Origin of the sequence: Pyruvatibacter mobilis (genome assembly GCF_012848855.1) — a bacterium.
In the GTDB taxonomy this organism is placed as follows: domain Bacteria; phylum Pseudomonadota; class Alphaproteobacteria; order CGMCC-115125; family CGMCC-115125; genus Pyruvatibacter; species Pyruvatibacter mobilis.
The window spans coordinates 552,940-565,708 of record NZ_CP051630.1; the positions used below are offsets into that span (position 1 = coordinate 552,940).

The 12,769-nt window shown below is 67.9% G+C and carries 11 protein-coding genes; 6 read left to right on the forward strand and 5 right to left on the reverse strand.

Translation table 11 applies throughout. The annotated features are described in order from the left end of the window. The first annotated feature begins 313 nt into the window (after nucleotides 1–313). Nucleotides 314–757, forward strand: a complete 444-nt coding sequence (locus HG718_RS02590) for a hypothetical protein (protein ID WP_160589056.1) — start codon at nucleotides 314–316, stop codon at nucleotides 755–757. A 90-nt stretch (nucleotides 758–847) separates the two neighbouring features. Here HG718_RS02590 and HG718_RS02595 read toward each other — a convergent pair whose 3' ends face one another. After that, nucleotides 848–1,759: an SDR family NAD(P)-dependent oxidoreductase gene (locus HG718_RS02595; protein ID WP_027842308.1), complete on the reverse strand. Its 912-nt coding sequence runs from the start codon at nucleotides 1,757–1,759 to the stop codon at nucleotides 848–850. A 440-nt stretch (nucleotides 1,760–2,199) separates the two neighbouring features. Here HG718_RS02595 and HG718_RS02600 point away from each other — a divergent pair, with 440 nt between their 5' ends. Next, on the forward strand, nucleotides 2,200–2,736 hold the full coding sequence (locus tag HG718_RS02600; protein WP_160589055.1) for a GNAT family N-acetyltransferase: 537 nt from the start codon (nucleotides 2,200–2,202) through the stop codon (nucleotides 2,734–2,736). A gap of 20 nt (nucleotides 2,737–2,756) precedes the next feature. On the opposite strand, the gene HG718_RS02605 is transcribed toward HG718_RS02600, so the two are convergent. From HG718_RS02605 to HG718_RS02620, 4 genes are read right to left on the reverse strand one after another with little or no spacing between them, the layout of a single operon-like run. Further along, the gene (locus HG718_RS02605; RefSeq protein ID WP_244617827.1) at nucleotides 2,757–4,868 is read right to left on the reverse strand and encodes a hypothetical protein; all 2,112 of its coding nucleotides are present in this window, start codon (nucleotides 4,866–4,868) and stop codon (nucleotides 2,757–2,759) included. After that, entirely contained in the window at nucleotides 4,865–7,675 is a 2,811-nt protein-coding gene (locus HG718_RS02610; RefSeq protein WP_160589054.1) for a DUF4159 domain-containing protein, read from the reverse strand. The genes HG718_RS02605 and HG718_RS02610 overlap by 4 nt, the downstream gene beginning before the upstream one ends. A 6-nt stretch (nucleotides 7,676–7,681) precedes the next feature. After that, entirely contained in the window at nucleotides 7,682–8,626 is a 945-nt protein-coding gene (locus tag HG718_RS02615) for a DUF58 domain-containing protein (RefSeq protein ID WP_160589053.1), read from the reverse strand. A gap of 28 nt (nucleotides 8,627–8,654) precedes the next feature. After that, nucleotides 8,655–9,653: an AAA family ATPase gene (locus HG718_RS02620; protein ID WP_160589052.1), complete on the reverse strand. Its 999-nt coding sequence runs from the start codon at nucleotides 9,651–9,653 to the stop codon at nucleotides 8,655–8,657. 159 nt (nucleotides 9,654–9,812) lie between these two features. Here HG718_RS02620 and HG718_RS02625 point away from each other — a divergent pair, with 159 nt between their 5' ends. The 4 genes from HG718_RS02625 (at nucleotide 9,813) to HG718_RS02640 (ending at nucleotide 12,759) form a co-directional block, all read left to right on the forward strand. Continuing rightward, nucleotides 9,813–10,421 carry a DUF1285 domain-containing protein gene (locus tag HG718_RS02625; protein WP_160589051.1) on the forward strand — a complete coding sequence of 203 codons (609 nt, stop codon included), beginning with the start codon at nucleotides 9,813–9,815 and terminating at the stop codon, nucleotides 10,419–10,421. 90 nt (nucleotides 10,422–10,511) lie between these two features. Beyond that, nucleotides 10,512–11,132, forward strand: a complete 621-nt coding sequence (locus tag HG718_RS02630; protein WP_244617826.1) for a CoA pyrophosphatase — start codon at nucleotides 10,512–10,514, stop codon at nucleotides 11,130–11,132. 15 nt (nucleotides 11,133–11,147) lie between these two features. Continuing rightward, on the forward strand, nucleotides 11,148–11,444 hold the full coding sequence (locus HG718_RS02635; RefSeq protein ID WP_160589049.1) for a DUF6111 family protein: 297 nt from the start codon (nucleotides 11,148–11,150) through the stop codon (nucleotides 11,442–11,444). A gap of 64 nt (nucleotides 11,445–11,508) precedes the next feature. Further along, the gene (locus HG718_RS02640) at nucleotides 11,509–12,759 is read left to right on the forward strand and encodes a CCA tRNA nucleotidyltransferase (protein ID WP_160589048.1); all 1,251 of its coding nucleotides are present in this window, start codon (nucleotides 11,509–11,511) and stop codon (nucleotides 12,757–12,759) included. Nucleotides 12,760–12,769 lie beyond the last annotated feature (10 nt).

Consider the following 12,769-nt stretch of genomic DNA (forward strand, 5'->3'; position numbering starts at 1 on the left):
CCTGTGAGCGGGGTGGGGGGCGCGGCACCGGCCATATGCCGGGCGTCCCGTGTTGAGGCAGATATCGGGCCGCGGACGCCGGACATAAACAGGCGTCCTGGAACAAGGCTGTTTCCAAGGTGGAAAAAGTAAAAAAGTTTAAGCCCGCTGGGGAACCAGCGGCGGCCAGGCGCGTTTTCCTCATACGCGACACGCAGGGACGGTACTTTCCCAAGCCCTGTCCCCCCCCTGGGCGATATCCCCTCCGTCCCTGCGTGCCGCTTAATCCCCCCGAAAGAATGACGGGGTGCCTGAGCACCCAGGAGGCGACACCATGCTTGAGTTCATGCGTAAGACAATTGTGCCTGCTGCCATGGCGAGTGCGTTCGTGCTGGCGGGCGCCACCGCGGCGCAGGCTGACGGCCATGAGGGCCACATGTCGGGCGAGGCGGAAGCAACCGGTGAGACCACCGTCGTTGTTGCGCTGCTTCCCAAGGACGAGGAGGCCCTGCGCACGCTCGAACAGCGTCACCGCCGCATTATCAACACCGCGCAGCGCCAGTGCACCACTTCGCTGGGCGGCATCAACCGCAGCGACCGCGATCCGTGCGTAATCAGCGGTGTGGAAACGGGCGTCGAGATTTCCGACGACCCGGTGCTGAAGGCTTTTCACGAAGCGCTGCCGATGTCCGTGCGCTATGACGGCGACCGGCCGGACAATACCTGGCGCATCGGCCTTGATGACGAGGCACCGGACGGCATCATCACCACCGAGTAAGTGTGGTGCATGCAGCAGAAAGGGCGGCTCCTTGCGGGGCCGCCCCTTTTGTTTGTGTCCTGATGTCTGCGTCTTGCAGGGGTCGCCGGATCAGACCGGTTCCCAGGTGAAGACGGAGCCCGTATTGCCGAGATCCGGCATGTCCGCCTTCATGGCGGGGAAGGCGTGTTCCAGGATCGAGGTCGGGTCCCAGCCTTCCATGCGGGTCATGCCGCGCAGCGGACGCGGCTGGCTCATCAGGAACAGCTCGTTGCCGCGGGCGACGAAAATCTGGCCGGAGACGTCCGACGGGGCGGAGAGGGCGACGGCGAGCTGGGCCACCTGGTCGGCGCGCATGGCATTCTTCATGCGCTCGACGCGCTTGGCGCTTTCCTCGTCCTTCACCGGAATGGTGGCGATCATGCGCGTCCAGGCAAACGGCGCGATGATGTTGGAGCGCACGTTCTTCATGGCGCCTTCCATGGCGATGATGCGCGACAGGCCGGCAACACCCATCTTGGCGGCGGCATAGTTAGCCTGGCCGATATTGCCGATGATGCCCGAGGTGGACGTGAACATCACATAGGCGCCGTCTTCCTGGTCACGGAAGTGCTGGATGGAGGCGCGGGCGACGTTGTAGGCGCCCTGCAGATGCACGTTGATGACCGCGTCCCAGTCCTCGTCATCCATCTTGTGGAACATCTTGTCGCGCAGGATGCCGGCCGGGTTGATGACCACGTTGAGGGAGCCGAACTCGTCCATGGCCTGCTCGACCATGTGGCCCGCGCCCTTGCGGTCGGACACGCTGTCGGAATTGGCGACGGCTTCGCCGCCGGCGGCCTTGATCTCGTCAACCACTTCCTGCGCCGGGCCGGCGTCACCGGAATCGCCGCCGGACACGCCGCCGCCGAGATCGTTGACCACCACCTTGGCGCCTTCGCGGGCTGCGAGCACGGCGCATTCCTTGCCGATGCCGCGGGCCGCGCCCGTCACCAGAACCACTTTACCGTCGAGAACACCCATTGTGCGTCATACCTCCTCGTTGTCGGTCAATCTTGCTTTTGACGTTGCGGATTGGGTGGCAAGCTAACGGCTCGGCGGGCCAGATCAAAGGCCCTTTGCGTCATCTAGCCAATTCCGCAGCGGAATGCAGGCGGTGCCGGGGGCGGTCGCGTGCAGGCTTTACGGGGGGCACGGGCGCGTGTAAAAGCGCGGCTTCCATGAAGGCGCTCCGATTGACCGGCGCGCGGCAGAGGATTTCAGACGCGATGTTTCCGCGCTGCGAACGACGACGACAGATGTTGCGCCTCACCGGTGCCCGGCGACGGGCGATGCCGGTGATGGACGCTGCATGTCTTCGGCTTCCTGCAGCCGCCGCGTAATCACCGGCCCGACGCGGCGCAACCGGATCAAGGCATGCGATATCTCTTTCGTCTGCCGGCCGGTTGACCTGGACTTCCCAAATGTCTTCATCCGTATCCCCCGCATCCTTCGCGGTGCGGCCGCAAATCGCTGCTGACAAACCTGCCATCTCCGCCCTGCAGAACCGCGTGTTTGGCCCCGGCCGGTATGCCAAGGCGTCCTACCGCCTGCGTGAGGGCGTGGAGCCCATCGATGCCCTGTCGCTGGTCGCAATGCGTGAGGGGGACACCACCATCATCGGCAGCATCCGCTACTGGCCGGTGATGATCGGCCCCAACGCGTCATCACAGATGGATGCGGCGCTGCTGCTCGGCCCGCTGGCGGTGGCGCCGGAAGTGCAGGGCAAGGGGGCGGGCCTTGCGCTGATGAAGGAGAGCTTGCGTCTTGCCGCCGAGATGGGCCACCGGCTGGTGCTGCTGGTGGGTGATCTTCCCTATTATGCGCGGGTGGGCTTCAGCCAGGTGCCGCGCGGGCGGGTGGTGATGCCGCAGCCTTATGACCCGGACCGGCTCCTGTGGCTGCCGCTCGTTCCGGGTGCTGAGGAAGATGTGGCCGGAGCGATGCTCAAGGCCCGCTGAGGCGGCGTAGCGTGCGGGGCTCAGCGGCCCTCGCGGCGCCAGGCCAGCATGAAGGCCCCCAGGGCGATCAGCAAGGCCAGTTCCGGGCGGATGAGGGTGTGTTCGCTCACCGCGCGCACCGCATATTCCTCATTGGCATTGAGGCCGATCCAGCCGGAGCCCGACGCCGTGCGGCCGGGGCGGATGCGGCGGATGTCCGGCGCTGTCTCGTCCTCGATGAAACGCGCGCTGCCGCCGGTCTCGTCCACGAGGCCGCCCACCTGGGTGCGTGTCACCCGCACGTCGGCAAATTCCTTGGGGTTGAGCGGGCCTGCTGCGGTGATCGCGGTTTCGATGCCGTCGCTCAGCCGGTAAAGGCCCGTCTGGTCGATCTCCATGCGCCCGGTGAAGCGGCCGGGGCTGTCCTCGCTCAGGGTCAGGCTTTCGGTGGTGCCGTCGGGGCGTGTGACGGTCACGGGCGGGGTTTCCGTTGCCATGGTCTGGCGGGTCACCGTCAGGGTGCCGCCCTGGGCCGAAGCGCGGAGTTTTTCCTCCTCGAGGTCCGGCTCCTTCATCAGCCAGTGGGCGAGGCGGCGCAGCATCTCGGCCTGCGGGCCGCCGCCTTCATAGCCGCGGGTCCACAGCCAGGCATGGTCCGACAGGAGCTGGGCCACGCGGCCTTCCTTCACCCGGTCGAGCACCATCAGCGGCTTGCCGCCGGGGCCTTCCATCAGGTTCTCGCCGGTGGCCATTTCCGCGTCGATCAGGCGGAACCAGCGGCCCCAGCGCGGCGGCGACTGGTCCGCGCCCGGAAGACCGGCGGTCACCGGGTGGCGGCGGCCGAGATCGGTCACGGTCGGGTGGTAGCCGCCGGTGATGACCTCGCCGGTGGGCGCGGCCGGCAGCACGCCTGCCAGCGGCGTGCGGAAGATGGAGAAGGGGGAGGCGAAATCCGGTCCAGCTGCCATCAGCAGCGCGCCGCCATTGTCCACGTAGTCGGCGATGTTCTTGAGATAAGCGACCGGCAGCACGCCGCGGCGGCGATAGCGGTCGAAGATCACGAGGTCGAACTCGTTGAGCTTGACCGAGAACAGCTCGCGGGTGGGGAAGGCGATCAGCGACAGTTCGTTGATCGGCGTGCCGTCCTGCTTTTCCGGCGGCCGCAGGATGGTGAAGTGGACGAGATCAACGGCGGGGTCGGCCTTGAGGAGATTGCGCCAGGTGCGCTCGCCCGCATGGGGCTCACCGGACACCAGCAGCACGCGCAGGCGGTCGCGGATGCCGTTGGCGATGACCACGGCGCGGTTGTTTTCGAGCGTCAGTTCGCCGGGGCCCGGCGCGGCCTCGATCTCGATCACGTTCTCGCCGCCATGCTCCAGCTCGATCTCGATTTCCTCGGTGCGGCCGGTGGTGACGGTGACAGGCGGCAGCGCTTCACCGTCGATGCGGATCTCGAGCTGGGCGATGCGGGTCGTATCTTCCGCGCCTGCATCATCCACCCGCAGCTTGAGGGTCATGGTTTCCCCGACGATGGAGAAGCGCGGGGCGTCCTCGATGGTCAGGGTGCGGTCGATTTCGTCGTCGGGACCGGTGAGCAGCGCGTGGAAGGGCGCGCCCGTGGTCGCCAGCGCGCGCGGGGCCAGATCGTGGATCTGCCCGTCGGTGATCGCGACAATGCCCGCGATGCGCTCCGGCGGCACATCGGCAATGGCGTCCTCGATGGCGGAGAACAGGCGCGTGCCGCCGGCAGTGCTGCCTGAAGCGTCATCGGTGCCGAGGCCGAGGCTGTCGGTCACGTCCACTTCGCGGAGCTCAAGGCCCGGCTGCGCGTCCATCCGGTCGCGCATGGCGGCGGCCAGGGCCTCGGTGCGGTCGCCGCGGTCGGCAAGGCGGTTGGACTGGGAGCGGTCGATGGCCAGCACCGCCACATCCGTGACGGGTTCGCGTTCTTCGCGCAGGGCGGAGGGGTTGAGCAGGGCCACGAGCAGGGCTGCATAGGCGATGCTGCGCCACCACACGCCGGGGCCGCGGCGGATCAGCGCCAGTACCAGCAGCAGCACGACGGCAATGGTGCCCGCGGTGAGCAGCCAGTCCGGCACCAGCGGGGCGAAGCCGAGCTGCCAGCTTTCCATGTTCGCAAGGGACGCGTTCATTGGCCCAGCCTTTCCAGCAGGGCCGGCACGTGCACCTGGTCTGCCTTGTAATTGCCGGTCAGCGCATACATCACGAGATTGACGCCGAAGCGGCGGGCCATCTCGCGCTGGCGCTCGCCGCCGGGCACGGGCTTGGCCATGGGCAGGCCGCGTGCATCCACGGCCCAGGCGGCGGCGTAGTCATTGGCGCCGATCAGCAGCGGCGTCACGCCATCCTGGTTGAGGGTGCCGGGCGTCTCGCCCGCATCGCCCTGCGCCTGCGCCCACAAGTCGCCACCGGCCCAGCGGCCGGGGAAGGTCTGCAGCAGGTAGAAGGCCTTGGTCAGCACATGGCCTTCGCTGACCGGCTCAAGGGGCGGCACGTCGAGATTGCCGAGCAGGCGGCGCAGGGCCTCGTTCCCCGGTGACGCGCCGATGGCCTCGATGCGCTGATGGTCCATGGTGTCGAACAGGATGGTGCCGCCGCGCTTCATGTAGTTGTCCACCCGCGCCAGCGCTTCCGGCGACAGGTCCTTCTGCTCCGGCAGCACGGGCCAGTAGAGCAGCGGGTAAAAGGCAAGTTCATCGCGCTCCACATCGACGCCCAGCGGGTCCGCCGGTTCGATGGCGGTGCGGCTGCGCAGCACCTGGCTGAGGCCGGTGAGGCCCGCACGGCTCATCTCATCGACGCGGCTGTTGCCGGTGATGACATAGGCAAGGCGTGTGTCGAGGGTGGCGAGAAGGGCAATCTCGTCCTCGGCGCTGGCCTGCTGCGCCATGGCGGGTGTTGCGCCCATGGCGATTGCGGCGACGGGGAGCGCGAGCAGGGCTGTCAGGGCGGCTGCCGTGGTGCTGCTGCGCAGGCGGGCCATGAGGGCCGGCGGCAGGCGCAGGCGGCCGGACAGGATCAGCGCGATCACGCCGTCGGCCAGCAGCAGGAGCAGGGCGAGTGTCAGCAGGGCAGGCTTGAGCGCGGTTTCGCTGCTGCCCGCATAGGCCTCGGTTGATGCCGCGAAACCCGTTTCAAGCGGGGCGAGGCGGGTGGAGCCGTCCATCACGTTGAGGGCGCGGAAGCCGTCCTGGGTGCCGTAGAGGCCCGGCGGATGGGTGGGGCCGGGGCGCGTGTCGGCCACGGCGAGAAGTGCAAGGGGTTCAGCGAGGGCTGGCGGGGCGACAAGGCGGCCATTGCCGTCCAGGGCGCGGTAGGGCTGCAGCAGGCGCTGGGCATCCTGCTCGCCCGCCCCGGTGCCGCGGCTCAGATCCAAGACGCGGCGGAGCATTTCAACGTAAAGGCCCGAGATGGGCAGGTTCGACCAGTCGGTGTCGGCGGAGACATGGAACAGCACCAGCCAGCCGTCGCCCCGCCGGGTCGCGGTTACGAGCGGTGTGCCGTCGGTGAGGCGTGCCCAGGTGTGGCTCGACAGGTCCGCGGTCGGGTCGGCCAGCACCTGGCGGTGCACCTGGACATCCTCGGGGATGGCAAGGCCTGCAAAGGGGCTTTTTTCCTCGAAGGGGGCAAGGCCCTGGGGCGTGGCCCAGGTGAGCGCGCCGCCCAGCGCCCGGCCGCCGCCGCGCAGGGGCACGGGCATCAGCTCATCCGTCTGCGCGGCAAGGCGCGGCCCTGCGAAGCGCACCAGGTTGCCGCCATCCTCCACCCACTGGCGCACGCGCTCGGCATCATCGCCGACGAGTTGGCCGACATCGGCGGTGATGAGCATGGAGAGCGGGCGCGACAGCAGGTCTTCGATCTCTGACGTGTCACTCCCCGCATGGGCCTCGCGGATTTCTGCGAAGGGGCCGACGGCGCGGCGCAGGTAATAGAGGTCCGACAGCAGCGGCTGGGCGTCCTCGGTGCTGGTGCCCGCCACGAGGCCAACGGTGCGGCGCTGCCAGCGGTCATCCAGCAGGGTGACGGCTCCGGCTGAGTTCTCGCCGCTGATTTCCAGCCGTGTCACCGCATTGCGCAGCTCCAGCGGCATGTCGAGGGTGATGGTGGTTTCCGTCTCGCCCTCGGCAAAGGTAAAGGGCGCTTCGGTGAGCTGGCGGCCCGGCTTGCCGATGGCGGCGACGGTGCCGTTCCGCGTGCCGCTCCCGGTGGCGCGCAGCACTGTCACTTCCATGGACTGGCCCAGCTGCGCGGGCGGAAGCAGCGCCAGGGCTGTTTCATCCGCGGACGGTGCAATGAGGGTGAGCGGGCCGTGGCGGGCGAGGTCCTCGGCGAAGGCATCCGCGTTGTCGCCGGTGAGCCCGTCGCTCAGCCAGATCACCTGCCAGCTACCCTGGTCCGGCAGGGCGGCTTCGGTGAGGCGGGTGGCGGTGGCGGCATAATCCGGCGCCAGCGCGCTCGGGGTCAGGGCTGTGGCGCGGGCGGTGGCGTCATCGGCGGTCAGCACGTCAAGACCCGTGGCGACGGCGCGCGGGGTGGTGGTGAGCAGGGCGACATCACGGCCGGCGCGTCTTGCGGTGGCAAGGATGCCGTCGAGCGTTGCCTGGCGGCGCGACCAGCCGGGGGCTGAGGCCCAGCCGTCATCCACCACCAGCAGCAGCGGGCCCGTGCCCGCGTCCTGCCGGGCCGGGTTGGCCACGGGTTCGGCGAAAGCGAGGATCAGCAGGGTGGCCGCCAGCAGGCGCAGGGCCATCAGCCACCAGGGCGTGGCGGCGGGGGTCTCTTCCTCGTCATGCAGGCCGCGCAGCAGCCTGAGGGCGGGAAAGCGCACCCGGTGAGGCGCTGGCGGGGTGACGCGCAACAGCCACCAGATCACCGGTAGGGCGATGAGGCCTGCCAGCGCAAGGGGGGCTGCGAAGCCGATGGGACCAAGGGCGAGCATGCTGCGTCAGCGCTCCATGGGAATGGGCGCGCCGGACAGGGCGGCGTGCAGGGCCAGGACGGCGGTCTGCGGCGGGCGGTCCGTGCGGTGGGTGGTGAAAGTCCAGCCGAAACGGCGGGTGGCGGCGCGCAGGGCATCGCGGTGGGTGGCCAGGCGCGCCTGATAGGCATCGCGAATGGTTTCCGCGCGGCCAAAGGTGAGGCTTGCATCCTCCTCGATGCCCGCGAACTCCGTGCGGCCATGGAAGGGTAAATCTTCTTCGGCGGGGTCCAGCACCTGCAGGAGATGCCCGCGGACACCGGCTGTGGCGTGGCTCTGGATGCGCGCAGCGATCGCTTCCGGGTCGGACAGGAAGTCACTCACCATGACGGCGCGGGAGAACCGCGGCAGCGCGTCAGCGGGGATATCGCTGTCCGCATACGGATTTTCAGAGGCGTAGTGGCTTGCAAGCCGGCGCAGGGCGGTGCGGCCGGCTGCCGGCGGCAGCGGCGTGCCGAGACCCGCGATGCGTTCGCCGCCGCGCATCAGCATGGTGGCAACCGCAAGGGTGATGACGGTGGCGCGGTGCTTCTTGGTGGGCAGGTCGCGGCCGGAGGCAAAATCCATGGAGGGCGACAGGTCGGGCCACAGCCACACGGTCTCGGCGGCTTCCCATTCATGCTCGCGCACATAAAGCCTGTCGCTGCGGGCGGACTGGCGCCAGTCCACCAGGTGGGCGCTGTCGCCCTGTTCGTAGCGGCGGTACTGCCAGAAGGTCTCGCCCGGGCCTGTGCGCTTGCGGCCATGAATGCCGGGGGCGACGGTGGCGGCGATGCGCTCTGCTTCCACCAGCAGGGGCGGCAGGGCGTCGGCCAGCTCTTCAGCTTCGCGGCGCTCCGGCGTGCGGCCATAGGCCAGCCCGTCCCGCGTGGCGCGGGCCTGGGATTCTCTGTCTGCTGACTGTCTGGCCATGCTGGGGTGGGGCTCCCGTGGCGTCAGATCAGCGGAAGGGGGTGCAGAGACGGTCGATGACGCCGGAGACGGTGGTGCCCTCGGCGCGGGCGGCGAAGGACAGCGCCATGCGATGCCGCAGGATCGGGTCTGCCAGTTCCACCACATCGTCCACGCTGGGGGCGTAGCGGCCATCCATCAGGGCGCGGGCGCGCACGGCGAGCATCAGCGCCTGGCTGGCGCGCGGGCCGGGACCCCAGGCAACCGTGTCGCGCACTTCCTCGTTGTCGGTTTCTTCGGGGCGGGCGCTGCGGACCAGCTGGAGGATCGCGTCCACCACGCTTTCACCTACCGGCATGCGGCGGACAAGGCGCTGGGCGGCCTCCACATCATCGTCACGCATCACCGCGGTGGCGGTGGCTTCGACGTCGCCGGTGGTTTCCAGCAGCATGCGGCGCTCGGCTTCCATGTCCGGGTAGTTGACGTCGATCTGCATCAGGAAGCGGTCGAGCTGGGCTTCGGGCAGCGGGTAGGTGCCTTCCTGCTCAAGCGGGTTCTGGGTCGCGAGCACGTGGAAGGGGCGGGGCAGCTCATGCCGGTGGCCGGCCACCGTCACATGCCGTTCCTGCATGGCCTGCAGCAGCGCTGATTGCGTGCGGGGGGAGGCGCGGTTGATTTCATCGGCCATCAGCAGCTGGCAGAACACCGGGCCCTGGATGAAGCGGAAGGAGCGGCGGCCGTTTTCGCCTTCTTCCAGCACCTCGGAGCCGACAATGTCGCCGGGCATGAGGTCAGGGGTAAACTGGATGCGCCGGTCGAACAGGCCGAGCACGATGCCGGTGGTGTGCACAAGGCGGGTCTTGGCAAGGCCCGGCACGCCGACCAGCAGGCCATGACCGCCGGCCAGAATGGTGATCAGCACCCGCTCGATGACCTGTTCCTGGCCGAAAACGAGGCGGCCGATGGCCTCCTTGACGCGGGAAATCTGGTCGCCGGTCTGCTCGACCGCGCGGATAACGTCGTCGTTTGCTTCACTCAGTGAGGTCATGACCCTACATATAGTCCTGAGGCGGCGCCCGTTAAGGCGGCTTTCAGGCTGCGCGGCACCGTTTGCGGCGAGGGCGCGGCCCTTTCGTGAATCCGGCGTTCCGGCTTCTTGTCCGGGACGGCTGTGTTCAGATTATGACCCTACTTCGAAGCGAAGGCCATGAGCGACGTGACTGCAAAAGAAGCTGTTGAAAATGCCGTGAAGGGGCTCAAGGAGGCGGAGCTTGCCTCCCGGTCCGGCCTGCCGCCGGTGGACACGTGGGAGCCGAAGCACAAGCACAGCATCGACATGCGAATCGCCAGGGATGGCGGCTGGCATTACCAGGGCAGCGAGATAAAGCGCGACCGGCTGGTGAAGCTGTTCGCCTCGATCCTGCGGCGTGACGCGGACGGGTCCTATCACCTGGTGACGCCGGTGGAGCAGGCGGGCATCGAGGTGGAGGACGTGCCCTTCATAGCCGTGTCGATGGAGCGTGCGGGCGAGGGGCGCGATCAGGTGCTGGCCTTTACCACCAATGTGGGTGACGTGGCCGTGGCGGGCGAGGAGCACGGGCTGCGCTTCGAGATCGATCCGCAGACGGAGGAACCGTCGCCATACGTGCATGTGCGCGGTGACGGGGCGCGGGCGCTGGAGGCGCGGCTGGCGCGTCCGGTGTTCTATGAGCTTGTGGAGCTCGGCGAGACGCATGATGTGGACGGCGAAAGCTGGTTCGGCGTGCGGAGCGGCGGGGTCTTCTTCAGGATGCAGCGGGCCGCCGAGCTGGGCTAGACTGGCCGCGACACCGCTTTTCGCCATCGGATATTGTTTTCAGAGACTTTCTGCCTCATGCGCCCAAGCGAGACATTCAGAACCAGGCTGATGGCCGGCCTCAGGCGACAGCCGCCGGCGCTTGACCGCACGGACGCAGCGCTGAACGGTGATTTCCGTCTCAACGACCCCAATGACATCGACGTGGACAAGGCAATCCGCGAGGCGGCGGTGCTGGTGCCGCTGGTGGAGCATGAAAACGGCATCCATGTGCTGCTCACCGAGCGCTCCGGTGATCTGTCGAGCCATGCGGGGCAGGTGGCGTTTCCCGGCGGGCGGATCGACCCGGAGGATGACGGGCCGGTGGACGCGGCGCTGCGGGAAGCGGAAGAGGAAGTGGGCCTCGACCGGGCGCATGTGGATGTGGTCGGGTTCCTCGATCCCTATGAGACGGGCACGCGCTTCCGCGTGGTGCCGGTCGTCGGGTTCGTGCGGCCGGGGTTTGAGCTGACGCTGAACCCGGCGGAAGTGGATGAAGCCTTCGAGGTGCCGCTGGCCTTTCTGATGGACCCGGACAACCATGAGCGCCATTCGGCCACCTGGCAGGGCAAGCGGCGGCACTTTTTTGCCATGCCCTATGACGGCCATTACATCTGGGGGGCGACGGCGGGGATGATCGTCAATCTCTACGAGCGCTGCTTTGCCGCGGCACCCGAGACCGAAGACGCCTGAGGGAGGCCTCTACCCATGCTGCGCATCATCCTGATCCAGCTTCTGCTGTTTGCCATACCCTTCGTGGTCTGGGCGCTGTACACGCTATTGATGCGGCGCAAGGCGGCGATCAAGGGACCCATGTTCAATGATGCCCCCTATGCCTGGCTGATCGTGGCCGGGGTGGGGTGCATGGCGGCAGGGCTCGTATGGCTTGCGGTCTTCTCCGGCACGCCGGGGGAGGGCACCTATGTGCCGCCGCGCTATGAAGACGGACGGATCATTCCCGGCCATGTGGTGCCGGCGGATGAGCCGGTGCCGCCGCAGGAATAACAAGACAAGCACCCGCCGCAAGTACCGGCCCGGGGGCGCAGCGTATCTGAGGGGAGTAAGGCCAATGGCCAGCGAGATTCCATCGATCGGCATGCAGATGTGGCTCAAGGACGCGGAGACGCAGGCGCTGATGGCCGCGCTGAACGCGGACGGCGCCGTGGCGCGCTTTGTCGGCGGCTGTGTGCGCAACGCGCTGATGGGCGAACCGGTGACGGATGTAGACATCGCCACGACCGATGCCCCGGACGCAACCGCCAGGAAGATCGAGGCGGAGGGATTCAAGATGGTGCCCCTGGGCGTGGACCACGGCACGGTGATGGCCGTGGGCGCCGCCGGGCGGACCTATGAGGTGACGACCCTGCGGGTGGATGTCGAGACCGATGGCCGCCGCGCGGAAGTGGCGTTTACCGGTGACTGGCAGGGGGATGCGGAGCGCCGCGACTTCACCATGAACGCGCTTTATGCGGACGCGGACGGCACGGTGCATGACCCGCTGGGCGGCTATGACGATCTGAAGGCGCGCAAGGTGCGCTTTATCGGCGACGCGGCCACGCGCATCGAAGAAGACTATTTGCGCATCCTGCGCTTCTTCCGGTTCTCCGCGTCCTATGGGGGCGGGTTGCTGGATGAGACCAGCCTCAAGGCGTGCGCCGACAACAAGGCGGGCCTTGCGCAGCTCTCCGCCGAGCGGGTGCAGACCGAATTGCTGAAGCTCGTGGGCGCTGACCATTCGGTGCCGGTGCTGCGGGCGATGGCGGCTGCGGGCATTCTGGCAGATGTGCTGCCGGAGGCTTCGCGGCTTGACCGGTTCGAGAAGGCGGTGGACATCGAGACGACGCAGCTGTTCTCGAGCGATCCCGTGCTGCGGCTCGGCATGCTGGTGGACAGCGCCGAGGCGGCGGAGAGTGCGGCCAGGCGCCTCAAGCTCTCCAATGCCGACCGCGACCGCATCATCGCCATGCACAGGGATAGCACCAAGATCGTCTGTTACCTCTCCATGCGCGAGGTGCGCCGGGCGCTCTACCTGATGGGGCTTCAGCTGTTCAAGGACCGGGTGATGCTGGGCTGGGCGGAAGACGGCAAGTCCACCAACGCCTTCCAGTGGCGGGCGCTGCTGGCCATGGGCGACAGCTGGGAAAAGCCCGAGCTGCCGCTGACCGGCTCGATGATGAAGGCCGCCGGTGTGCCCGAAGGCCCGGAGATGGGCCGCGTCCACCGGGAGGTGGAGGAATGGTGGATCGACAGCGATTTCACCGATGACGAGTTCTCGATCATCGAGCGGCTGAAGGCCGTGGTGCAGGCGACGGTTTACTAGAGGAGCAGCC